This is a genomic window from Roseburia rectibacter (assembly GCF_014287515.2).
Lineage (GTDB): Bacteria > Bacillota > Clostridia > Lachnospirales > Lachnospiraceae > Roseburia > Roseburia rectibacter.
Window position 1 is genome coordinate 1,679,622 of sequence record NZ_CP092473.1, and the last position, 23,519, is coordinate 1,703,140.

19 protein-coding genes and 2 pseudogenes are annotated in these 23,519 nt (G+C 42.3%); 18 read left to right on the forward strand and 3 right to left on the reverse strand.

The annotated features are described in order from the left end of the window. Positions 1 to 32 precede the first annotated feature (32 nt). From thiD to thiW, 3 genes are read left to right on the forward strand one after another with little or no spacing between them, the layout of a single operon-like run. Positions 33 to 833 carry a bifunctional hydroxymethylpyrimidine kinase/phosphomethylpyrimidine kinase gene (gene thiD, locus H8S51_RS07920; RefSeq protein WP_117922680.1) on the forward strand — a complete coding sequence of 267 codons (801 nt, stop codon included), beginning with the start codon at positions 33 to 35 and terminating at the stop codon, positions 831 to 833. After that, entirely contained in the window at positions 830 to 2,014 is a 1,185-nt protein-coding gene (gene cytX, locus H8S51_RS07925) for a putative hydroxymethylpyrimidine transporter CytX (protein WP_117922679.1), read from the forward strand. The genes thiD and cytX overlap by 4 nt, the downstream gene beginning before the upstream one ends. Before the next feature lie 36 nt (positions 2,015 to 2,050). Next, positions 2,051 to 2,596, forward strand: coding sequence for an energy coupling factor transporter S component ThiW (thiW, locus tag H8S51_RS07930; RefSeq protein WP_117922678.1), 546 nt, complete (start codon positions 2,051 to 2,053; stop codon positions 2,594 to 2,596). A 356-nt stretch (positions 2,597 to 2,952) separates the two neighbouring features. On the opposite strand, the pseudogene H8S51_RS07935 reads toward thiW, so the two are convergent. Further along, positions 2,953 to 4,088, reverse strand: a pseudogene (locus tag H8S51_RS07935) (IS3 family transposase). A gap of 13 nt (positions 4,089 to 4,101) precedes the next feature. Between H8S51_RS07935 and H8S51_RS07940 the strand changes: the two are divergent. The 6 genes and pseudogenes from H8S51_RS07940 (at position 4,102) to H8S51_RS07965 (ending at position 7,955) form a co-directional block, all read left to right on the forward strand. Beyond that, a complete protein-coding gene (locus H8S51_RS07940; RefSeq protein ID WP_330646795.1) occupies positions 4,102 to 4,599 on the forward strand; it encodes a hypothetical protein in 498 nt (165 codons plus the stop codon). Between the two features lie 101 nt (positions 4,600 to 4,700). Beyond that, positions 4,701 to 5,102 carry a Fur family transcriptional regulator gene (locus tag H8S51_RS07945; protein WP_117922566.1) on the forward strand — a complete coding sequence of 134 codons (402 nt, stop codon included), beginning with the start codon at positions 4,701 to 4,703 and terminating at the stop codon, positions 5,100 to 5,102. Positions 5,103 to 5,119: 17 nt separating this feature from the next. Beyond that, positions 5,120 to 5,400: pseudogene (locus tag H8S51_RS07950) on the forward strand (peroxiredoxin). Next, complete coding sequence (gene yaaA / locus H8S51_RS07955) at positions 5,400 to 6,152, forward strand: peroxide stress protein YaaA (RefSeq protein ID WP_117922567.1); 753 nt, start codon at positions 5,400 to 5,402, stop codon at positions 6,150 to 6,152. Before H8S51_RS07950 ends, yaaA begins: the two are co-directional and overlap by 1 nt. Before the next feature lie 37 nt (positions 6,153 to 6,189). Beyond that, positions 6,190 to 7,239 carry a diguanylate cyclase gene (locus H8S51_RS07960; RefSeq protein ID WP_186899517.1) on the forward strand — a complete coding sequence of 350 codons (1,050 nt, stop codon included), beginning with the start codon at positions 6,190 to 6,192 and terminating at the stop codon, positions 7,237 to 7,239. A gap of 47 nt (positions 7,240 to 7,286) precedes the next feature. Further along, positions 7,287 to 7,955 (forward strand): SulP family inorganic anion transporter, encoded by a 669-nt coding sequence (locus H8S51_RS07965; RefSeq protein ID WP_118209045.1) that lies wholly within the window; start codon positions 7,287 to 7,289, stop codon positions 7,953 to 7,955. Positions 7,956 to 8,858: 903 nt separating this feature from the next. Here the strand turns inward: H8S51_RS07965 and larC are convergent. Then, positions 8,859 to 10,202 (reverse strand): nickel pincer cofactor biosynthesis protein LarC, encoded by a 1,344-nt coding sequence (larC, locus tag H8S51_RS07970; protein ID WP_117919044.1) that lies wholly within the window; start codon positions 10,200 to 10,202, stop codon positions 8,859 to 8,861. A gap of 108 nt (positions 10,203 to 10,310) precedes the next feature. Next, positions 10,311 to 11,063 (reverse strand): nickel pincer cofactor biosynthesis protein LarB, encoded by a 753-nt coding sequence (gene larB, locus H8S51_RS07975; RefSeq protein WP_186899518.1) that lies wholly within the window; start codon positions 11,061 to 11,063, stop codon positions 10,311 to 10,313. Between the two features lie 286 nt (positions 11,064 to 11,349). On the opposite strand from larB, the gene H8S51_RS07980 reads away from it, so the two are divergent. From H8S51_RS07980 to H8S51_RS08020, 9 genes are all read left to right on the forward strand, one after another. Beyond that, entirely contained in the window at positions 11,350 to 11,919 is a 570-nt protein-coding gene (locus H8S51_RS07980; RefSeq protein ID WP_117919048.1) for a TetR/AcrR family transcriptional regulator, read from the forward strand. A 21-nt stretch (positions 11,920 to 11,940) separates the two neighbouring features. After that, positions 11,941 to 14,379 (forward strand): glycoside hydrolase family 2 protein, encoded by a 2,439-nt coding sequence (locus tag H8S51_RS07985; protein ID WP_186899519.1) that lies wholly within the window; start codon positions 11,941 to 11,943, stop codon positions 14,377 to 14,379. 54 nt (positions 14,380 to 14,433) lie between these two features. Further along, the gene (locus tag H8S51_RS07990; protein WP_186899520.1) at positions 14,434 to 15,891 is read left to right on the forward strand and encodes a DUF6937 domain-containing protein; all 1,458 of its coding nucleotides are present in this window, start codon (positions 14,434 to 14,436) and stop codon (positions 15,889 to 15,891) included. Positions 15,892 to 16,011: 120 nt separating this feature from the next. Continuing rightward, positions 16,012 to 17,385, forward strand: coding sequence for a glycoside-pentoside-hexuronide (GPH):cation symporter (locus H8S51_RS07995; RefSeq protein WP_186899521.1), 1,374 nt, complete (start codon positions 16,012 to 16,014; stop codon positions 17,383 to 17,385). Continuing rightward, positions 17,382 to 19,793, forward strand: coding sequence for an alpha-galactosidase (locus H8S51_RS08000; protein WP_186899522.1), 2,412 nt, complete (start codon positions 17,382 to 17,384; stop codon positions 19,791 to 19,793). The genes H8S51_RS07995 and H8S51_RS08000 overlap by 4 nt, the downstream gene beginning before the upstream one ends. 30 nt (positions 19,794 to 19,823) lie before the next feature. Continuing rightward, a complete protein-coding gene (locus H8S51_RS08005) occupies positions 19,824 to 20,219 on the forward strand; it encodes an MATE family efflux transporter (RefSeq protein WP_186899523.1) in 396 nt (131 codons plus the stop codon). Between the two features lie 19 nt (positions 20,220 to 20,238). Further along, positions 20,239 to 20,916 carry a selenium cofactor biosynthesis protein YqeC gene (gene yqeC / locus H8S51_RS08010; RefSeq protein WP_117919056.1) on the forward strand — a complete coding sequence of 226 codons (678 nt, stop codon included), beginning with the start codon at positions 20,239 to 20,241 and terminating at the stop codon, positions 20,914 to 20,916. A gap of 613 nt (positions 20,917 to 21,529) precedes the next feature. Next, a complete protein-coding gene (gene trpE / locus H8S51_RS08015) occupies positions 21,530 to 22,951 on the forward strand; it encodes an anthranilate synthase component I (RefSeq protein WP_117919058.1) in 1,422 nt (473 codons plus the stop codon). Next, positions 22,948 to 23,517 (forward strand): anthranilate synthase component II, encoded by a 570-nt coding sequence (locus H8S51_RS08020; protein ID WP_117919060.1) that lies wholly within the window; start codon positions 22,948 to 22,950, stop codon positions 23,515 to 23,517. Before trpE ends, H8S51_RS08020 begins: the two co-directional genes overlap by 4 nt. Positions 23,518 to 23,519 lie beyond the last annotated feature (2 nt).

The following is a 23,519-nucleotide window of genomic DNA, read 5'->3' on the forward strand; positions in this document are numbered from 1 at the left end:
CGCATTTTGCTTCGCAAAACAAGGAGGATTTTATGTACACAGCATTAACAATCGCTGGAAGTGATTCCAGTGGAGGCGCCGGCATCCAGGCAGATATCAAGACAATGACCGCAAACCGCGTTTATGCGATGAGTGCGATCACAGCTTTGACTGCCCAGAATACGACCGGCGTAACAGATATTATGGAGGTAACTCCAAAGTTTTTGGCAGAGCAGCTGGATAGTATTTTTACGGATATTCATCCGGATGCGATTAAAACCGGAATGGTCTCTTCTAGTGAACTGATTGAGACGATTGCGGAAAAGCTGACAGAGTATCACGCAAAAAATATCGTGGTGGATCCTGTCATGGTGGCAACCAGTGGAGCGAGACTGATAAACGAGGAAGCCATCAGTACATTGAAAAGTAAATTATTGCCTCTTGCAACTGTTATCACTCCAAATATTCCGGAAGCAGAAGTGCTTTCTGACATGGAGATAAAGACAGAAGCAGATATGGAAAAAGCAGCAGAAATCATTTGTAATACCTTTGGTTGTGCCGTGTTATTAAAGGGCGGACATCAGTTAAATGATGCGAATGACCTTCTTTTCCAGAAAGGGAAAGAGCCGGTATGGTTTCATGGAAAGAGAATTGATAACCCCAATACCCATGGAACAGGATGCACACTTTCCTCTGCGATTGCATCGAATCTGGCAAAGGGAAGAGACTTAGAAACCTCCGTCAGGTATGCGAAAAATTATATTTCCGGTGCTCTTGCAGCCATGCTTGATCTTGGGAAAGGAAGCGGACCTATGAACCATGCATTTGCAATCGAAGGAGAATACGAAGGATGAATGAAAAGAGAACTTCCGTTTTTTCAAACGGATTAATCTGGTTTGGTGCGGGTGTATCTTTAGCTGAAATACTGACAGGTACTTACTTTGCACCGCTTGGTTTTGGAAAAGCAATGGCAGCGATTCTGCTTGGACATCTGATCGGCGGAATTATGATGTTTGCCGCAGGAATGATCGGAGCGAAAGAGCGAAAAAGTGCCATGGAAACTGTAAAAATGAGCTTTGGTGAAAAGGGAAGTCTGCTTTTTGCCATATTAAATGTGTTACAGCTTGTGGGATGGACTGCGATCATGATCTATGATGGTGCACTTGCAGCAGATGGTGTTTTGCATGCCGGAAACTGGGTCTGGGCGTTGATCATTGGTGCACTGATCGTTGTATGGATTTTTATCGGTCTGACGAATCTGGGCAAAGTAAATACAGTTGCCATGACTGCGTTATTTATTTTGTCACTGGTACTTTTTAAAGTGATCTTTTTTGGAAACGTAAGTGCGGCACCGATCGTGGTTGACGGAAGTCTGACGTTTGGAGCAGCTGTAGAACTTGCAGTAGCAATGCCGTTATCCTGGCTGCCGCTGATCAGCGATTATACAAGAGAAGCCGAAAAACCGTTTGCTGCAACACTCGCAAGTGTGATCGTCTATAGTCTGGTCAGCACTTTTATGTACATGATCGGCATGGGAGCAGCTATTTTTACCGGCGAATATGACATTGCACAGATTATGTTAAAAACCGGTTTCGGCGTTGTAGGACTTCTTATTATTGTATTTTCCACGGTTACAACAACCTTTCTGGATGCTTATTCCGCAGGAGTTTCAAGTGTTTCCATTTCCTCAAAGATTCAGGAAAAATGGGCAGCAATTGTTGTTACTGTGATTGGAACTGTCGCAGCGATCGTTTATCCGATGGATAACATTACAAACTTTTTATATCTGATCGGTTCTGTTTTTGCTCCGATGATCGCAGTGCAGATCGCAGATTACTTCATTTTAAAGAAAGCAGATGCCGGAAAATCTGCATTTCAGTGGCGTAATCTGATCGTATGGCTTGCCGGATTTGTGATTTACCGCATACTGATGCAGGTGGATACGCCGGTTGGAAATACGCTGCCGGATATGGTGGTCACAGTCATTCTCTGCCTGATTGTGGAAAAAGCTGCAGGGGCAGTAAAATCAAAATAGGAACTGTTGCAGTCAGACCATTTTTTAGAAGGCAGGATGTGGCAGATTCCGGGAAAAGAGGACAAAAGAATGAATAAATTTAATTTAAAGAAATTGACAGTTACAGCAATCTTAGCGGCAGTAGCGGTGGTGGGAAGCTTATTTTCCTTCCCGGTATTCGGTTCCAAATGTGCACCGGTACAGCACCTGGTAAATATTTTATGTGCAGTTACGGTAGGACCGTGGTGGGCACTGGCACAGGCATTTATTGCTGCGTTGATCCGTAACCTGTCAGGACTTGGAAGTCCACTGGCATTCCCGGGAAGCATGTGCGGCGCGCTGCTTGGCGGACTTCTTTACAAATACGGAAAAAAACTTCCGTTTGCCTATATCGGTGAAGTTGTGGGAACCGGTATCATTGGCGGAATGCTTTCCTATCCGGTGGCATATCTTGTCATGGGTAATAAAGCAGCGGCGTTATTCACATTTGTTATTCCGTTTCTGATCAGTACCTGTGGCGGAACGATCATTGCCATTATTATTACACTACCGTTGAAAAAATCAGGAATGCTTGGCAGAATGAAAGACAGTCTGGAAGAGTAAGATAATACAGAATTAAAAAACGAGTTGATGTATATGAATGAAAGTATACATCAACTTATTTTGTGTGCCGAGCATGGCGCTAATCTTGCTGGTGCAAGTCCAGTCATGGGTATTTACCGCCAAGTGTAGCGAACCACAAGTCGGTATCGGTAACGGTATGGATGGAGGAAGTGGTGTAGCAAAGTTCTTGAGCCTACGAACAGAAACTTGATAAGGCGATTAGGTGGGTAAGATTGCAAATCAAATCGAAGCCCAAATGGTGAACGTAAACCGAAATTGTAAATCAAGAGGTTGTGGAACGAAAGATTAGTGTCTTACCTCGGGAGACCCTACTCACATGGATTGTCAACACTTTTTCAGACAAATTTTTTTAGGTTATTTTCCCGATATTGTACAGGCGTTTGATACCCTAGGGAGGAATGTATACGGTGATGATTATACCAGTTTACATAATCCCATAGTTTTATCTTCAGTTCTTCTAATGTATGGAATGTTTCATTCCACACGAATTCTGTTTTAATGACCTTGAACGTAGCTTCTGCCACTGCATTATCATAAGGACATCCCTTATGGCTCAGGGAACGTTCTATATGAAACGTTTCTAACAGTTCCTCAATCGTCTCATTTTTAAATTCATTTCCCCGGTCTGTGTGGAAGATATGGATTTCCGACAGATTGCCTTCTACCTTCCTAAATGCCTGTTTTACAAGCTCTGCTGTTTTATGTTCTCCTGCACTGTATCCAACGATCTCCCTGTTAAAAAGGTCTATCAGTACACAGATATAATTCCAGTGGTTTCCTACCCTTACATAAGTTAAATCACTTACCACCACATTACGGTATGGCTGGTTTTGAAATTGTCGGTTCAACACATTTGCCACTTTTGATTCATTACATCTGTCTTTTTACGGCTTAAACTGAGCTGTAGTATAGCTTGATATCAGACCTTCCTGCTTCATGATCCGTCCAATCCTGCGTCTTGATACCTGTTTCCCGCAATCAGCCAGTTCTTTCTTGATCTTTCGTGTACCATAATGGTTCCGGCTTTTTCTAAAAATTTCCTGAATGTCTGCAGTAAGTTCTGATTCATCTTTTTTTGTTGCTGCTTCATAATAATAATAAGTGCTTCTGTTTACCTGTAGGACGCGGCACATTGCTGATACAGAGTATTTGTGAGCATTTGCTTTGATCACATTTACTTTCGTCCTAAGATCAGCGCCGCTTGTTTTAAAATATCATTTTCCATTCTTAACTGCTGGTTTTCTTTCCGAAGCCGGATCAGTTCTTCCTGCTCTGGAGTCCGGTTATCTTTTTCATGGAAAGAGCCAGAATTAGATGCCTGCTTTACCCATTTGTCAAACAGGGAAGTAGCAATGTCATATTCACGGCAGATATCGCATCTGCGTTTGCCGGAACGATATAGTTCCACCAGTTGCTGTTTGAATTCATCGGTATATTTACGAGGTTTTCTTCGTTGTTTTGGTTCGGTCATAATGAGTGTTCCTTTGTGTATTTATTATAGATTATATGACCTTAAAAAATCTGTCCAGTTAATTGTAACCTATCCAATGCATCATGTAGACTGTCCTTGGAAGCCGAGATCCATTGAACAGAGGGAAGGACGAGGTATCAGACAGGGCAACGAAAATGAAGAGGTGGCAATCTACAGATATGTCACCAAAGGAACATTTGATGCATACAACTGGTCGCTTGTGGAAAATAAGCAGCGTTTTATCAGTCAGGTAATGACAAGCAAGGCGGTAAGCCGAAGCTGTGAGGATATCGACGAAGCAACACTTTCCTATGCTGAAATTAAGGCGGTTGCCACAGGCAATCCGTTAATCAAGGAAAAGATGGAGATTGACAATGATGTGCAGAGATTGAAGCTGTTAAAGGCATCGTATGATAAGCAGAGGTATGGCTTGCAGGATAACTTTATGATCAGGTACCCGAAGCTGATTAAGACTGCAACGGAAAAGCTTGTCAATGTAAGGGAACTCTGAAAGTTTGACATTAGAATCTAGCAATTAGAGTTCGGTTACTGTTGACAAAGTAAGAACCACAACATAAAATCTAAATTAAGATTAAATCTTATTAAGGAGGACTGAGAACAATTAGAAATACGATTCAAAGAGATATGGTACTAAGTGCAGTAAATGAGATGCATCGTCATGTAACAGCTGATCAGATATACACATTTATAAGGGATAAATATCCATCAATTGGAAGAGGAACCGTATATAGAAATCTTGGCATACTTGTAGAGGAAGGAAAAGTCAGAAAAGTAGAAGTTCCGGATGGCTCTGATCGCTTTGATTTTACACTTGAGAATCATTATCATGTTGAATGTGTAAAATGCGGAGAAATATTTGATGTTGACATGGATGTTATATCAGAAATTGAAAAGAAAATAAAAGATGCACATGGTATGAAATATATAAGCCATGACATATTTTTTAAAGGAATTTGCCCAGAATGTCAGAATAATAAAATGAATGACCTGTAAGATTGGAGGATAATATAATGTTAGAGATAGGGACAAAAGCACCAGATTTTGAATTACCAGACCAAAATGGAGAATTACATAAATTGAGTGAGTATCTTGGGAAAAAAGTGATACTATATTTTTACCCAAAAGATAATACACCGGGCTGCACAAAGCAGGCGTGTGGATTTTCAGAAAGATATCAATGGGTGTGGTCAGAACAACATACCTTATTGATGAAGAAGGTGTTATCATAAAAGCCAATGATAAGGTAAAAGCTGCTGACGATCCAGAAAAAATGTTACAGGAATTAAGCTGATGAAGATTATATTATCACCCGCAAAAAAGATTAAAGTGGATACGGACAGTATAGAAAGCTTAAGTGAACCGGTATTCAAAGAAAAAACAGATGAGATTCTTAGATGGCTACAGGGCAGGTCTGAAAAAGAACTCAAGGAAATGTGGAAGTGCAATGACAAGATTGCTGAACAGAATATAGAAAGAATTAATTCCATAAAAATGGAAAATAATCTTACACCAGCAATTTTAGCATACGAAGGAATTGCATATCAGTATATGGCACCGATAGTTTTTGAAGAGGAACATTTTAACTATGTTCAGGAACATTTGAGAATATTGTCAGCATTCTATGGAGTATTAAAGCCTCTGGATGGCATTACTCCATACCGCCTTGAGATGCAGGCAAAGGCTGCCATAGGGGGCTCAAAGAATCTGTATGATTTCTGGGGAGATAATCTATATAGGGAATTGATAGATGACAGCAGAATCATTGTTAATCTGGCTTCAAAGGAATACTCTAAATGTATTGAAAAATATCTGTCGCATAAAGACAGGTATATAACGATTACATTCTGTGAGAAGTCAGAAGACAAGCTTATCACAAAAGGCACATATGCAAAGATGGCACGAGGCGAAATGGTAAGATATATGGCAGAAAACCATATAGAAAAACCAGAGAGCATCAGTAACTTTAACAGACTTGGCTATGTGTTCAGAGATGACATATCATCAGATCATGAGTACATATTTGAAAGAAAATCTGAAAAATAGAAAATAATAATGGGAATTATTTGAAGGTGATAGAGATATGAAAGAAAAGATAGCTAATATATTAAAGACAGTACTTGTACTGTTTCTGGCAGTTTTGGTTATTATTATGATGTTGGAAATACGAAAAATACAGGGAACTGCAAGAGTTATCAATTATGCGGGATTAGTCAGAGGAGCAACACAGCGGGAAGTAAAGCTGGAAATTACCGGAACGTCAGATGATGAAATGATTGCGGATCTTGATGATATTCTGAATGGACTTAAATATGGGAATGGAGGATACAGTCTTGTGAGTCTCCCAGATAGAACATATCAGAACAAGCTGGATGAACAGATATCATATTGGAATAAGTTAAAAGAAGAAATTTTATCAGTAAGGGAAAATGGATATGAAGCAACAGATGTTATTGCTATAAGTGAAACATATTTTAATATGGCAGATGAAACAGTCACATCAGCTGAAATATATTCTGAAAGAGTTGCTGGAACTATCAGAGTGGTTGAGATACTATCAATTTTAGATATTATTATGCTTGTCCTGATAATTATCCAGCAAACAATAGCGGATATTAGAATTAAAAACAAAAATAAAGTTCTGGAGAAAAAAGCTTATGTTGACCTGCAGACGGGACTTCCTAATAAGAGCAAATGTGAGGAAATGCTTCGTAGCTGTGAGTATATAACGGAACCTATGGGATTTGTAATGTTTGACTTGAATAATCTGAAGCTGGCAAATGATACTTATGGACATGCGGTAGGAGATCAGCTTATAACTAATTTTGCAAAACTGTTAAGAAATTCCATACCATCGAAGTATTTTGTAGGAAGATATGGTGGAGATGAATTTATAGCTGTTATCACGCAAACAACAAAGAAAGAGATTTTGGCTATTATGGAAGATGTGCATAGTGAAGTAAAGCGTTTCAATGAGAATGTTCATAAGGTAGAAGTCAGTTATGCATATGGATATGCTTTCTCAGAAGATTATTCAGAATGTACTATGAAAACCTTATTTGATAAGGCAGATAAGCATATGTATGAGAATAAAGCGATTGAAAAAGCAAAATTAAAGGTCACTGCTCAATAGTATATTGTAAAAGATTAAAAACCCAAAAGTGAAATTCATAGATAGTAATGAATGATATCATAACAGATTTATTAGCAATCATAGGTGTCGTTTTGAATGGACTGCCACAAGGTCTGTTAGCATTAGCTTATGGTTTTGCATCAGTTCCTACGGCATTAGCATTCTTTGTCGGTGCAATAGGAAATACGGTGACTCAGAGTGTTGCTCCAATATCGTTTCAGGCAGAAACAATCACATATGCAGGTACTGCCGGAAAGAACCGGTCAGAAAGATGCACTATGATTTTTATAGGCGGAGCAGTCATGGCACTTATAGGAGCCTTTGGTTTGCTGACAAAGATTGTAGATTTTATAGGTGAGGATGTTGCATATGGTATGATGGCTGGAGTCGGAATTATTTTGACTAAAGCAGCGATAGATATGATAAAAAGCGATAAAATCTCCGGTGGAGTGTCTCTGGCAGCGGCTTTAATTACATATTTTATTACTAGAAATAATGCACCTCATGCAGTCTGGGCAGGAGTTGCAATGATGGTTATAATCGGAGTGATTCTTTTAACAAAATTATTACCTAAGATTGGGAAATATGTTCCGGCATCGGTGTATCGTAGGCTTGTGAGTGGCATCTTGCGCAAAGCCGGAGTAATTTTTGTTCCGTTGTACGAAAATAAGAAAAGTCTAGGTATGCCTGAATTAGATTTTCTCGGAGTGACGTGACCGGCAACAACGAGTCATCCATGACTCGATGCTGCCTTGTTCTGCCATCCGTGGCAGAACATCACTATGTATAGACAGGCACACCAAGATTTTCTAATTTTCTCCCAAAGTCACAAAATTAGCTTCGGCTTTGCGCAAGATGCCAGCCTCCAGGTTATGAACACCATTTGGGTGGGCGGTTCATCTCAAAACTGGGGGCGTAGGTGCGGATTTTTGATATTCGCACGAATGGAAATATGCTTAAAATCCTAAGGTGTTGTATCATTGATATTCAGCCTAATGACTTCCCAGAATTTCCATCTACTACATTGTATTACATGAATTATTTCGTAAATTGTCAGACCAAATAACACAGAATATTTTTTCAAATGTGTATGGCAATAAACATAGGCATAATGGGATATATTGAGGTTTTCCAGTATTATCAAACCAATAATAATCTATTAAATATAGTTATTTGGAAATCTTTTTTTAATCAGATTCAGACACAAAACACTAAAAATTTACGCCCCCAAGGTTGTAAAATGAGTTCCCACGCGAAGGGTGGTTCACAACCTTGCGGCTGGCAAATCGCATCAAGCCGGGATTGCTTTTGTGACTTTGGGAGAAAATTAGAAACTCTTAGGATGCCTGTTCGTAACATAGTGTTGTGCTGCCATGGACGGCAGCACAAGTCTTAATGTGCCCGGATGGCACATTTAAGACGCACACGTCACTCCGCCACAATATAAATCAGGCATACTTAGACTTTCTTATTTTCGTACAACGGAACAAAACGAGTCCCGGCTTGATGCAATTTGCCAATCGTACCCCCCCAGAACCACCCTACACAGGGAAACTCATATCACCCACAAACCAGCATTTGTTGGGTAGCTTATCTTCCTGAAAAATGAAGAGTCGAATTTATTTTATCATTCGTCGGATCTGATCAAGCGATATCTCATAGTTGTTGTCTGCAGCAATTTTTTTTAAGTCTTCAAATTCAGCTTTTTCTTTTGTAACACCATATCCACAGCTTTTTTTTACCTGCACGTCACCGTAAAGGGTATGACGGTTTTCAATTTCAGAAGTAAGTTTGGCACGGTCAAACACCTGATAGCGCACGCCGCGCGTTGTGGTGTGCAAAAAGAATAAAGAGGTCATACGTTCCCGGTTCTTTGGCTCACAGATACAGGTCAGAAGAATACCGGGACGATTTTTTTTCATCTGTATCGGTATCGTGTATACATCTAAGGCACCTGCCTGTAAGAGAAGCTCTGTTGTAAATCCGACAGCCTCACCTGTCATATCATCGAGATTGCAGGAGATGGACAGTACAGAATCATCATAAGATGGCGCCGATTGGGAAGGCGCGGAGGATTCACCGAAAAATACACGTACACAGTTGGCGGCAGGAAAATCTTTTGTCCCCATGCCGTAGCCAATCTCGGTTACATTCATAGGCGGCATGGATTCAAACGATGTCACAAAATGCTTTAAAATGGCAGCGCCTGTTGGTGTGCAGAGTTCTCCTGAAATATCTCCACTGTAAAAAGGAATCCCTTTTAAAAGTTCAGCGGTAGCAGGTGCCGGAACCGGGAGTGTGCCGTGGGCACAGTGTACGAATCCACTTCCGACATGAACCGGGGAACAGAAAATAGTTTCCGGGGCAAGCATTGACAGAAGGTATGCACACCCGGTCACATCCACAAGTGCATCTATTGATCCGACTTCATGAAAATGGATCTGATCTAACGTGGAGTGGTGTACCTTTGATTCCGCTTCCCCAATCAGACGGTAGATCGCTGCAACAGAGTCTTTTACCGGTGATGGGAATGGGAGAGTGTGGATCTGATCTAAAATCTGAGTGTAACTGGTGTGTGCGTGATGATGAGGATGTTCATGTGAATGCTGTTGCATATCTTCATTATGAGTGTGTTTATGTAAATGCTGTTGCGTATCTTCATTATGAGCGTGTTCATGAAAATGCTGTTGAGCCCCCTCTTTATGGATATCCGCTTGTCCAAGTATATGCTCAGGGAGTACATCATGTGAATGTTCTTCATTTCCATCTACAGTTACTTTCATATGAGTACCACGGATACCACATTTTACCGCAGGTTCCGCAGAAAGCGTCACGCCATAAGTTGTAAAAGCGTGGTTCATGTCAGATAAAAATTTTTCTTTCTGATCGCAGAGTTCGTAAAGTGCGCCCATTAACATATCACCGGCAGCACCCATATTACATTCGATATAAAGTGATTTCATAGATAATACCTGTCCTTTTTATAAAATTCGTAGATTGATGCGGTTTGCCAGCCTCCAGGTTATGAACACCATTTGAGCGGGCGATTTATTTCATAAACAAACCAGCATTTAAGATGCCTGATGGTTGATCATACTGGCAAGATAACCTGCACCGAAGCCATTGTCAATATTTACGACTGAAACACCGCTGGCGCAGGAATTAAGCATTGACAAAAGTGCAGAGAGTCCGCCAAAACTTGCACCGTAGCCAACGCTTGTCGGAACACCGATGACAGGACAGTCTGTCAGACCACCGATGACACTCGCAAGTGCGCCTTCCATCCCGGCAACTGCAATGACTGCATTTGCGTTTGATAAAAGTTCCATATTTGAGAGCAGACGGTGCAGACCGGCAACACCGACATCATAAAGGCGGATGACATGATTGCCGAGTACTTCGGCGGTCAGTGCGGCTTCCTCTGCGACCGGGATATCACTTGTACCTCCGGTGGCAACAACGATCGTGCCATCAGCAGAAAAATGCTCCGTGCGGTTTACGATACCGATCTTTGAGAGTTTATCGTAAAAGAGATCAAACCGCTTGGAGAGATATTCGGCAGATTCAGCCGAAAGCCTTGTGATCAGAATATTTTCTTTGCAGTGGGAGAGCAGGCTGTCTATGATGCCTTCCATCTGTTCCTTTGTTTTGGAGGCACCGTAGATCACTTCCGGTGCTCCCTGTCTGACTTCGCGGTGATGATCTACCTTGGCATAACCAAGATCCTCAAAAGGTGCCAGCTTTAGCTGGTCATAAGCATCAGAAGCAGTAAGTTTTCCTGATTCTAATTGTTCTAATATATGTTTGATATGGTCGTTTTCCATAGTATGAGTTCTCCTTCATTACAATCCACTGCCTATTATACTCACATCCTGCTATATTTGCAAAAACAAAATCTTAACGTGCCTGCATTTTATCGGAAATCCGTTACGGTTCACAGTTTACCTGCGAACTGTAACGGAAATTCCTGTTTTTTGGAAGAAATAGATAAAAAACGGAAACCATTTTTAGTAATTTAGTTTCTTGCGAACACGGAACCGGGATGATACAATATAGGAAACGGAAACAATAAAAATAGTTTCCTTGTACAAAAAAGAAACGGAGACTGTGATGGAATTAAGGGAGAGTATTTTAGAGGGAACGCTAAAGGCGTTTAATCAAAAGGGTTTAAAATTTACCATGGATGATCTGGCAGGAATCCTTGGCATGAGTAAGAAAACAATCTATACCGTATTTCGTGATAAGGAATCACTTTTTCTTGCGATGGTAGATTATTTGTTCGATTCGATCAAGGAGAGCGAGAGAAGTGTGATAGAGAATGAGAGCCTTTCCACTCTTGAGAAAATACGTGCGATCTTAGGCGTTCTGCCTGAGAGTTACCGGGAAGTTGATTTCAGACAGCTTTATCTGCTGCGGGAAAAGTACCCGAATATTTACAAACATGTGGAAGAACGGTTAGAGACAGGATGGGAGACCACTATTTCTCTGTTAGAACAGGGAATGAAAGAGGGTGTGATCAGACCGGTGCAGATTCCGATTGTAAAAATGATGTTAGAAGCAGCATTAGAGCAGTTTTTCCAGAGAGATATTCTGATTTCGAATGGAATTTCCTATCAGGATGGTCTTGATGAAGTAGTTACCATTTTAGTGCAGGGCATTGTTGCAGATGGAAAAATGTGATCAAAGGAAGTGAAAGGGACGATGGAAAAACGCATTTACTGGAATGATGGATGGAAATTTCATGAATCCTATGAAAAGCAGATGAGAGAGAATGCATATCCGGATGATGGCTGGGAGAGTGTGAGACTGCCGCATACCTGCAGGGAGACACCATTTCATTATTTTGATGAGAGCAGTTATCAGATGCAGTGTTGTTACAGAAAACACTTCTTCGCACCGGAGGAATGGAAAGATCAGACTGTGATCGTAACGTTTGAAGGAATTGCACATGAGAGTGAGGTGTTTTTAAATGGAGAAAAGATCGGAGAACACCACTGCGGCTACACGGCATTTTCTATCGAACTCAGTGATAAGTTACGGATCGGGGAAGAAAATGTGCTTGCAGTCCGCGTAGATAGCAGAGAAAACCTGAATATCCCACCATTCGGATATGTGATCGATTATATGACTTATGGTGGAATTTACCGTGAAGTTTATGTGGATCTTAAAAATGAAAATTATTTAGCAGATATTTTTCTACACAGCGATATCGAAAAAAGTAAAATACAAAAAAACGGAGAGCAGATAGCAGATACTAAGCTGATCTCTGAAATAAATGTTTTTAGCAGCGGAAAAACCGACCGTCTGAAAGATCTGTTTATCCGGCAGAGCATCAGAGAGCGCGGCACGGAAAACTACAGACTGCTTGGCGAGAGCCCGGCAGCAGTAAAGACGCAGCTTTCCTTTCCGATATCGGACATAAAACTCTGGGATCTGGAAACACCGGTACTCTATGAAGTGAAAACAGAACTTTTGCAAAATGGAAATATTCTGGATGAGAACGTTACGCTGTTTGGATTCAGAACAGCGGTATTTTTAAAGGATGGTTTTTATTTAAACGGCAGGAAAGTAAAGCTGCGTGGTCTGAACCGCCATCAGAGCTATCCGTATGTCGGTTATGCAATGCCGGAATCCATGCAGAAACTGGATGCAGATATATTAAAAAATGAACTGGGAGTCAATGCAGTAAGAACCTCCCATTATCCGCAGAGTCAGTATTTTATGGAGAGGTGTGATGAGATCGGACTTCTTGTATTTACTGAAATACCGGGCTGGCAGCATATTGGGGATGAAAATTGGAAAAAACAGGCGGTAGAAAATGTAAAAGATATGGTGCTGCAGTACCGTAATCATCCGTCTGTGATACTGTGGGGTGTGCGGATCAATGAATCAGGTGATGATGATGCGCTTTACCGGGAGACAAACCGCATGGCACATGAACTGGATCCGACGAGACAGACCGGGGGTGTACGGGCACACAAAAAGAGCAGTCTGTTGGAGGATGTTTACACATACAATGATTTCAGCCACAACGGAACAAACCACGGATGCGAGAAGAAAAGTGCTGTTACGTCTGACAATGACAAACCGTATCTTATCAGCGAATATAACGGACATATGTATCCGACGAAAAGCTATGACTGGGAAGAACACCGTGTGTGGCATGCGATGCGCCATGCAAGTGTGCTGGATGCGGTTGCCGGGGAGGCGGATATCGCAGGAAGTTTTGGATGGTGTATGTTTGATTATAATACACATAAAGATTTTGGCAGTGGCGACCGTATCTGTTATCACGGTGTGATGGATATGTTCCGCAATCCGAAGCTGGCAGCGGCTGTCTATGCATGTCAGCAGGATAAGGAGCCTGTGCTGGAACTTAGTTCTTCCATGGATATCGGGGAACATCCTGGATGCAACCGGGGAACAATCTGGATTTTTACAAATGCAGACAGCGTGAGGATGTATAAAAATGACCGTTTTATAAAAGAGTATGACACATCCGGTTCACCATATGAAAATCTTTTGCATGGTCCGATCGCGTTGGATGATTTTATCGGGGATGCCATCGCAGAAGGGGAGCAGTTTAAACCTGCACAGGAAAGGGAAGTAAAGTATATCCTGAATGCGGCAGCACGGTATGGGCTTTCTGATCTGCCGAAAAGAGTATACCTTGCGGCACTGAAACTGATACTCATTTATCATATGAAACCGACCGATGCGGTGGCTTTATATAACCGTTATATCGGCGACTGGGGAGGTACTTCGACGAGCTACCGGTTTGAGGCGCTAAAGGATGGAAAAGTGGTAAAAACGGTGAGAAAAGAACCGGTCACATCCATGCATTTATATGCAAAAGCGGATCATCAGAGCCTGTTTGAAGAACATACTTATGATGCCGCAGAAATCCGTATCCGTGCACTGGATCAGAATAATAATATCGTTAACTTTTATCAAGAGCCGGTTGTGTTATCCGCGGAGGGACCAATCGCAATTATCGGTCCGAAGATCATTTCCTTGCAGGGAGGCATGGGCGGTGCTTATATCAAGACGACAGGAGAAGAGGGCGTTGGTATTTTGAGGGTCAAAGCGGCTCAGATGGATGAACAGACTATTAAATTTGAAATCAAAAAAGGCAGATGACTGCCGGATATAAAAAATAACGACACACTATGAAAAGAAAGGATAGATCGTACCATGACAGAACGATCAAAACAGATTTTTGGAAACAACATTGCACCGGGAGCTTATAAAAAAGCAGTCCGGTCAAAACAGAAATTTATTCGTAAATTCGGAGATGACAGCACAAAAATTTATCCGACCTCGATTCAGGCAAATCCGTATATCGGACCGGAGCTCGGTGTTTCAGATATCCGTGTAGGCGAAGAAGGCACAGCGGATTTTAATACGGAAAAAGGAATCATTGTCGGAAACATCCGTATGGGATTTGGTCATTACCGCATTTCCATGGCGATCGTTTCCGCAGCGCATGCGCTTGGGTATGAGCCATACTGGATGGATTTAAATTCTTATGGTCAGACAACCTGCACAAAGGTGATCAGTGCGCAGAATGATCTTTATTCCATGGGTTCCCGTTTGTCCCAGAAGAGCAGACTTTTTAACCGTCTGGTATGGGAACCGATGAACTATGAGGGATTTCGTAAACTGACTTATAATGCAGCTGACCAGAAAAATGCGGAACTGATGGCTCCGGTGTATGCAAATATCCCAAAGGATATCCCGGTTGTCGCAACGCATGTATGGCCGGCACAGGCAGCACTTCACGCCGGAATGAAATATGTGGTCAATGCAATTCCTGACAACTGGCAGATGGCACTTCATCTGGCAGAAGGCAGTATCCACACAGTGCAGACACATTATGCATATCAGGGATACCGTATTTTAAACGGCATGCAGGAAAATGATGTGTTAAGTCCGATGCCGGAAGATGCACTTTTTTACACGGGACATTACATCGACCATGAGCTTGTAAGCAATATTGAAACAGACTGTGCTGCAAGAAAAAAGAGAAAAGAAGAAGGAAAGCCGATGCGTTTCCTTTTAACCATCGGCGGTGCAGGTGCACAGAAAGAGATTTTTGCAGAAATCATCCGTTATTTACTGCCACAGATCAAGGAAAAGAAAGCAGCACTTTATGTAAATGTCGGTGATTACCGCAATGTATGGGAAGAACTTTTAAAAGAGATCCCGGAGATGAAACATTATGCGAAGGAACATTTCAATGACTGGGAAGATACGAAAAAGTTTGCAGAGGATGCACTTACGGGTGATGTTATTGGAATCCACGGCTTCTGGCATGAAAATATTTTTGAAGCGGTATACTGCACGAATCTTCTGATGCGAAGCTGCGATGTGCTCGTCACAAAGCCGAGTGAACTTTCATTTTATCCGGTACCAAAACTTTTTATCAAACGTGTTGGCGGTCATGAACAGTGGGGTGCTATCCATTCAGCAGAGATCGGGGATGGCACATTAGAGTGCAGGGATATTCCACACACACTTCAGATGATGAAGCTGTTTTTAGAGGAAAAAACAATGTTCTGTGATATGTGTGACAACATTGTAAAAAATAAAGAAGCAGGAATCTACGATGGGGCATATAAAGTTGTAGAACTTGCATTTGACATGAAATAGAAATTAGGGGGGAAATCCTCTGCTCGCCAGAGGGCTCGCATTTTTCTCCGAAAAACAAGGGAGGAAAATCCTCTGCTCGTCAGAGAACTCGCATTTTTCTCCGAAAAACAAGGAGGATTTATGAAATTAACAGGAAAAGAAAAAGTCTCATACGGACTTGGGGCAGTCGGAAAAGATATGGTTTATATGTTTTCGGCAAGTTATGATTTATATTATTATCAGGATGTTTTAGGGGTCAGTGCGATCGCGATGGGAATCATTCTTATGGCGGCACGTGTGTTTGATGCCTTTAACGATCCGATTATGGGTGTGGTGGTTGCTAAAACGCGTACAAAATGGGGGAAATTCCGTCCGTGGCTGTTTGTTGGAACACTGACAAATGCAGTGATCTTATATCTGATGTTTTCTGCTCCGCCAAAATTTGATGGAAACGGATTAGTGGCATATGCAGCAGTGACCTATATTTTATGGGGCGTCACATATACCATGATGGACATTCCGTACTGGTCTATGATCCCGGCTTTCACGGAGGGCGGAAAAGAGAGAGAAGGACTTTCCACACTTGCGCGTTCCTGTGCCGGAGTTGGTTCTGCGATCGTGACGATCATTACGATGAAGTGTGTCTATGTCTTAGGACAGGGAAATGAGCGAGTCGGTTTCAAATGGTTTGCACTTGTGCTTGCAGTTTTATTTTTCCTGTTTATCCTGATCACATGCTTAAATATCAAGGAAAAGTCTACTGTGGATGTGGAAGCACCATCGGTTGGTCAGATGTTCCGTTCCCTGCTGCAGAATGACCAGGCAATGACCGTTGTTGTGACGATCGTTCTGATCAACTGTTCGATTTACATTACATCAAATCTTGTTATTTATTTCTTCAAGTATGATTTTGGCGGTGACGGCTGGTACAACGCTTATACATTATTTAATACATTTGGCGGGGCAATGCAGATTCTTGCAATGATGCTGTTTTTCCCGTTACTGCGTAAATTTTTGGGAACGACCCAGGTATTTTATGCAAGTTTTGTGATGGCGATTTTAGGATATGCGGTTCTTCTGATTTTAATGTTTGTCAATATGTCAAACCTGTACTTGCTTTTCCTGCCGGCATTTTTTATCTTTTCCGCAAATGGAATGTTATCTGTACTTACAACAGTATTTCTTGCCAATACGGTCGACTATGGTGAGTGGAAGAATCAAAGAAGAGATGAGAGCGTAATCTTTTCCATGCAGACATTTGTTGTAAAACTTGCTTCCGGTGTGGCTGCTCTTGTTGCATCCATCTGCCTGACTGTCTGCAATTTAAGTCAGAATACGGAAGGGGCGGCAGTTGCAGTGGCAGGAAGCTCTGTGGCAGGGCTGCGTCTGACGATGACAGTATTCCCGATCGCAGGTTTACTTGTTGCAGTATTTTATTTTCATAAGAAATATATTTTAAGTGAGCAGAAAGTAGAAGAAATCGCAAAAGAGATCAAGGAGAGGAAAAAAGCATGATCAAAGTTGACAATCAGTTATTTTCCCTGCATACAAGGCACACTTCCTATTTGTTCCGCGTGATGGAAACCGGACATTTAGAGCATTTATATTATGGAAGAAAAATACATTCTGCAATAGATGGACTGACAGAGCAGCATGCATTTGCTCCGGGCAATACCAATATTTATGACAGCAGGCATCCTGAGTTTTCCTTAGAGGATGTCTGTCTGGAGATGTCTTCTTTCGGGAAAGGTGATATCAGGGAACCGTTTGTGGAACTTACGCTTTCAGATGGAAGCATGACATCTGATTTCCTGTTTGAAAAATTTGAGCAGGGAACCGGAAAGGATGAATTTGAGACGCTCCCGGGATCGTATGATGAAACGGGCGAAGTGGAGTGGCTTTGTGTAACACTGCGTGATAAAAACAGCGGCGCTGTATTAGAACTTCATTATTATGTTTATGAGGACTGCGATGTGATCACAAGATGTGCTAAACTGATCAATGAGAGTGAAGATACAGTAAAGTTAAACCGTCTCATGAGTTTACAGCTAGATTTAGAGCCTGCCGACTATATATTTACATCATTTCATGGAGCATGGGCACGTGAGATGGGGCATACAGATGTAAAACTGGTGCCGGGAAAATATGTAAATTCTTCTTATACGGGAACATCGTCAAGCCGTGCGAATCCATTTGTGATGCTTGGAACGGAACATACCACAGAGAACGAGGGAGAATGTTTTGGATTTAACCTGATCTACAGTGGCAACCACTATGAGGCTGCTGAGGTAGGAAGTTTTGGAAAAGTAAGAATTGTATCCGGAATCAATCCGCAGTCTTTCTGCTTTACGCTTGAAGCAGGGGAAAGCTTCGAAGCACCGGAGGCAGTGATGACCTATGCATGGAAAGGCTATAATGTCATGAGCCAGAATATGCACCGGTTCGTGCGGGAGCACATTGTAAGAGGTGTCTGGAAGAAAAAAGAGCGTCCGGTACTCTTAAATAGCTGGGAGGCTGCCTATTTTGACATCAATGAAAGAAAGCTGCTCTCACTTGCAAAAGCAGGAAAAGAAGCAGGCATTGAGCTGTTTGTCATGGATGACGGCTGGTTTGCAAAACGTGATGATGATACAAAGTCGCTTGGTGACTGGCAGGCAAATTCTAAAAAGCTGCCGGGTGGTTTGAAAGGGATCGCGGATAAGATAAAGGCACTGGGCATGGATTTTGGTATCTGGGTGGAACCGGAGATGGTCAATACAGACAGTGATCTTTACCGCAGTCATCCGGACTGGGTGATTGAAATTCCGGGAAAGGCACATTCGGAAGGAAGAAATCAGAGAATCCTTGATCTGACCAAAAAAGAAGTGCAGGATCATATCATTGAAGAGATGAGCCGTGTTTTTTTCTCCGCAGATATTTCCTATGTAAAATGGGATATGAACCGCACATTTTCAGACTATTTTTCCCAGAGTATCAGTCCGGAGAGGCAAGGAGAGACAGCTCACCGCTATGTGATGGGGCTTTACCGCTGTATGAAAGAACTGACGGCAAGATTTCCTGATATTTTATTTGAGGGCTGTGCAGCAGGCGGTAACCGCTTTGATCTCGGTATCTTATGTTATTTTCCACAGATCTGGGCAAGTGATGATACGGATGCACTCTGCCGTGCCGAGATTCAGACTGGTTACAGTTACGGTTACCCAATGTCGGTAGTCAGCGCACATGTCTCAGGCTGCCCGAACCATCAGACACTGCGCACAACGCCGCTTGAGACAAGATTTGCAGTGGCTGCATTCGGTGTGCTTGGATATGAGTGTAATTTCTGCGATCTGAAAAAAGAAGACTTAGAAGCTGTTAAAGCGCAGATAACTCTCTATAAAAAATGGCGCAGCGTACTGCAGCAGGGAACTTTTTACCGTGGCAGAAGTTTTACGGGAAATGGCAGTGCAGATACATTTGGAAAAAACAGCGTGCTATGGAATGATGACGGCAATGTGACGGAATGGACATGCGTTTCATCAGATCAGTCAAAGGCAGCCGGTTTTGTCATGCAGAAACTTGTCGTGCCAAACACGCAGTATGGATATTATAAACCACAGGGACTCTGCGAAGAAAAAGAGTATCATTTTTACAACCGTCCCCTGAAATATAATGTCAAAGATTTTGGAGATCTGGTCAATACCGTTTCACCGGTTCATATCAGACAGGATTCCATAGCACACAATCTGGTTGCAAAGTTTGTGAAAATGGATGGAGAGACAGAGAATATCACAGCATACGGAGATACCCTGATGTATGGAGGTGTGAAGCTGAAACCGGCATTTTCCGGCAATGGATATAATGAAAATGTGAGGTATTTTCAGGATTTCGGGGCACGGATGTATTTTATGGAAGAGGCTTTTGAAGAGAATCTGGAAGAGTAGCAGAGTTTTAAAAGGACAGCGGATCAGAATGTGAGTTCTGCAATTCATACGGCGATCGTTGTAGCGGTCACGAGCGGGCTTTTTGTTATGATCTTCGGTCAGTTTATTGCAAAACCGGTGTTACTTCGGATGGGAACCATGGAAGATGTGATCGAACTGGCAGTGCTTTATCTGCGGATCTATCTGCTTGGCATGTCGTTTATCATGCTCTATGATTTTGGTTCGTCGATCTTAAGGAGTATCGGGGACAGTGAGCACCCGCTTTACAGCCTGATCGCTGCGGTATGTAAGAGAGTGCACGAATTCTGGGTGCTGATGATCATTTACCCGATTTCGTGGGTTGTGACGGGAATTGCGATGATGATCGCGTATACGTTGCTGCGGAGAAAGATTTTGGCAAAAAGTAGTGTAAATCAGCTTGAATAAAAAAATGTAAGGGGAAAAAATGTCTTATATCATATCCTACGTCGGAGCCGGCGGAAAGACCAGCAGCATTTATCAGGATGCTGCAGCGTTTGTAAACGAGGGGAAAAAAGTCATGATCACAACTACAACGCATATGTATGTGCCAAAAGACCGGGTGTTCATTGATGGCAGGGAGAAAAGTTGTGAGAAGCTGCGAGAGGAAGTAGCTGGGATTTTGAAAAAAAACGGGCTCTGTGTGTGTGGCACAATTTTAAGTGATAATAAAAAAACAGAGATTTATGCGGTTGGAAAATGTGCCGGGAACGATGCTGTTGAAGAACAGCAGAAGATGGAACTGGAGAAGTTTAAAACTTTAAGCGTTAAACAGCTTACAGCAGTATGCAAAGAGGCAGATGTTGTCCTGATCGAGGCAGACGGCGCTGCACATAAGGCGGCAAAAGCGCCGGAAGCATGGGAGCCGGCGGTGTATGCACAGAGCAATAAAGTTGTGATCGTCATGGGACTTCACGCAGTCGGAGAAAGTGTGGATGAAGTGTGCCACAGACCAGAGTGCGTAAAGGAAGCATTAAACTGCGACGGAGCGCATCTTTTGACGCGTACGGATTTGGATGTACTGATGGCTGTCTATGAAAAAAAGATCGGACAGCAGTTTCCGGGGATGGAGACGGAGCGGAGATATTTTATAAAAAGTTCTTGACACTACCGCTTTACCATGCTAAAATCAAAACAATAAAAAAAACAAAGAAACAAAGAAACGTTAAATCGTTGAGCAAAGAGAGTACTTCATAGGATATCTCACAGAGAGTCCGTGGCTGGTGGAAACGGACAGATGAATATGAAAGGAATGGGTTTGCGAGAGCAAAGCGAACAGCGTACCAGATGGTATGGTCAGTAGCGGATGCCGTGTCCTCACGTTACAGAGGTAAGATATCGGACAGTAAAGAAAGATGGCTGTTTGTGTGTCGGATGAGGTCAGACATGATTGGTGGCGGATATTTCCAGTTTCTGGAAATATCCGTTTTTTCATTCATAGGAAATTACGTCCTATGAATGAAAAAGCCCTCCGGGTGGGACGCGCACCTTGCGGAGATGAAGTTTGCTGTAAACAGCACCGCTCGGGCGCGAAAGAGTCGCAAGCGACTCTTTGTCCTACATGGAATCATGAGGTCTGGCGAAACAGGGTGGCACCGCGTGAAAACGCCCCTGACTGGAAAAAAATTCCGGTCAGGGGCGTTTTTTAACAATAAAATTCGCCCAGAGTGTGAACTTTATTGTTTTGATAACATGGTTTTGCAACAGGTGATTCGAGAATGGAGATTGGGATGAAAAGAATTTACAGAGTTTACAAAAAGACAGTCAGTATTGTAAATGAGACAGCAAACGGGATGTACCGGAATCTGGTGGGAAAGAAAAAAGGATTTTTGTTAGAGAGTTATGACAAGAATTATGACCGCTATACATTTTTCGGCGTAGAACCGGAAGAGATCATTTCCTCGAAGGGACAGTCACTGGTGATTACAAAAAAAGATGGTACCGAGGATGTCAGGGAGGGAAATCCGCTTACATTATTAAAAGAATATTATAACGAATTTGAAATCCGGAAGGATAATGAGGAACTGAATTTTTCGGGAGGTCTTGTGGGAAGTGTCGGTTATGACTTCGTGAGATACAGTGAGGTACTGCCGGAAGAAAACCCAGATGAGATCGGGATTGAGACGGTTCAGCTTATGCTGATGAAAGAATTCATTGTGGTTGATCATGTGGCAGAAACACTGACCGCGGTGATCTTAGAATCCGATGATGAGACAGGAAAAGAAACGGCAGCGAAAAAAGCAGCAGAATTGATCAAAACTGCCATGCAGGAACAGAAAGAATCAGAAGTAAGACTGATTCCGGATGGAGTGATCACGAAAAAGTCAGATACTTTAGAGGAATACAGTGAAAAGGTAAATAAGATCAAACAGTATATCCGTGATGGACATATTTTCCAGACCGTGTTATCACAGCGCTGGACGATCGAGACGGGACAGGATGGATTTGATCTGTACTGCGAACTCCGTGAGCTAAACCCATCTCCATATCTTTATTATTTTAATTTTGGAGATTTTGAAGTGATTGGAAGTTCCCCGGAGATGCTGGTCAAACAACAGGGAAATAGGGTATTTACCTGCCCGATCGCCGGAACAAGACCAAGGGGAAAGACAAAGGAAGAAGATGACAGACTGCACAGGGAATTGCTTGCCGATGAAAAAGAACGTGCCGAACATGTCATGTTAGTTGATCTGGCCCGCAATGATATGGGACGCATCTCAGAGTTTGGTACGGTAAAAGTTACAGACTTTATGAGCGTAAAAAATTATTCACATGTCATGCATATCGTCTCGATGGTCGAGGGACGCAAGAAAGGCAGTTTTCACCCGTTTGATCTGCTGGCATCCTTCCTCCCGGCAGGAACTTTGAGCGGAGCACCAAAGATCAGGGCGATGGAGATTATCGAAGAACTAGAGAGTGTGAGAAGAGGCCTTTACGGTGGTGCAACCGGATATGTGGATTTTTCCGGCGATATGGATTTCTGTATCACGATCCGTACGATGATCAAAAAAGGAAAAAATGTTTATTTACAGGCAGGAGCCGGAATCGTTGCAGATTCTGTTCCGGAAAATGAATACAAAGAATGTTGTAACAAGGTCATGGCTCTGGCAAAAACCCTTGTGGAGGAGGAAAACTTATGATATTGCTGATCGATAACTACGATTCATTTACGTTTAATCTGTATCAATATATTGGAACTTTCACGCAGGATATCAAAGTTGTCCGTAATGATAAAATTACGATCGATGAGATAAAAGAGATGCATCCGGAAAAGATCGTTCTCTCACCAGGACCGAAAAGTCCGAAGGAGGCAGGAATCTGTATGGATGTGGTAAAAGAATTTTATAAAGAGATCCCAATTCTCGGTATCTGTCTCGGACATCAGTGTATCGGCGAGGCATTTGGAGGAACCGTGACATACGCAAAAGCATTGTTCCATGGAAAGCAGTCGGAGATCACACATACCGGAACCGGAATCTTTGCAGGAATTACATCGCCGGTTAAAGTGGCAAGATATCACTCCTTAGCAGTGCAGATGGATGATCTGCCGGAGTGCCTTACGGTTACGGCGCAGACAAAAGATGGCGAGATCGTGGCAATGCAGCATAAAGAATATCCGGTGATCGGTTTACAGTTCCATCCGGAATCGATTTATACGGAACATGGAAAACGAATGGTGGAAAATTTCATCAATGGAATCAGTTAAGA

Excerpts from the sequence above, each read along its gene's own strand:
- larB (WP_186899518.1), bottom strand. The coding sequence starts at position 11,063 with ATGGAAAACGACCATATCAAACATATATTAGAACAATTAGAATCAGGA.
- yqeC (WP_117919056.1), top strand. The coding sequence starts at position 20,239 with ATGTCTTATATCATATCCTACGTCGGAGCCGGCGGAAAGACCAGCAGC.
- H8S51_RS07965 (WP_118209045.1), top strand. The coding sequence starts at position 7,287 with ATGAATGATATCATAACAGATTTATTAGCAATCATAGGTGTCGTTTTG.
- H8S51_RS07960 (WP_186899517.1), top strand. The coding sequence starts at position 6,190 with ATGAAAGAAAAGATAGCTAATATATTAAAGACAGTACTTGTACTGTTT.
- H8S51_RS08020 (WP_117919060.1), top strand. The coding sequence starts at position 22,948 with ATGATATTGCTGATCGATAACTACGATTCATTTACGTTTAATCTGTAT.
- H8S51_RS07985 (WP_186899519.1), top strand. The coding sequence starts at position 11,941 with ATGGAAAAACGCATTTACTGGAATGATGGATGGAAATTTCATGAATCC.
- thiW (WP_117922678.1), top strand. The coding sequence starts at position 2,051 with ATGTGGCAGATTCCGGGAAAAGAGGACAAAAGAATGAATAAATTTAAT.
- larC (WP_117919044.1), bottom strand. The coding sequence starts at position 10,202 with ATGAAATCACTTTATATCGAATGTAATATGGGTGCTGCCGGTGATATG.
- yaaA (WP_117922567.1), top strand. The coding sequence starts at position 5,400 with ATGAAGATTATATTATCACCCGCAAAAAAGATTAAAGTGGATACGGAC.
- trpE (WP_117919058.1), top strand. The coding sequence starts at position 21,530 with ATGGAGATTGGGATGAAAAGAATTTACAGAGTTTACAAAAAGACAGTC.
- H8S51_RS07980 (WP_117919048.1), top strand. The coding sequence starts at position 11,350 with ATGGAATTAAGGGAGAGTATTTTAGAGGGAACGCTAAAGGCGTTTAAT.
- cytX (WP_117922679.1), top strand. The coding sequence starts at position 830 with ATGAATGAAAAGAGAACTTCCGTTTTTTCAAACGGATTAATCTGGTTT.
- H8S51_RS07995 (WP_186899521.1), top strand. The coding sequence starts at position 16,012 with ATGAAATTAACAGGAAAAGAAAAAGTCTCATACGGACTTGGGGCAGTC.
- H8S51_RS07990 (WP_186899520.1), top strand. The coding sequence starts at position 14,434 with ATGACAGAACGATCAAAACAGATTTTTGGAAACAACATTGCACCGGGA.
- H8S51_RS08000 (WP_186899522.1), top strand. The coding sequence starts at position 17,382 with ATGATCAAAGTTGACAATCAGTTATTTTCCCTGCATACAAGGCACACT.
- thiD (WP_117922680.1), top strand. The coding sequence starts at position 33 with ATGTACACAGCATTAACAATCGCTGGAAGTGATTCCAGTGGAGGCGCC.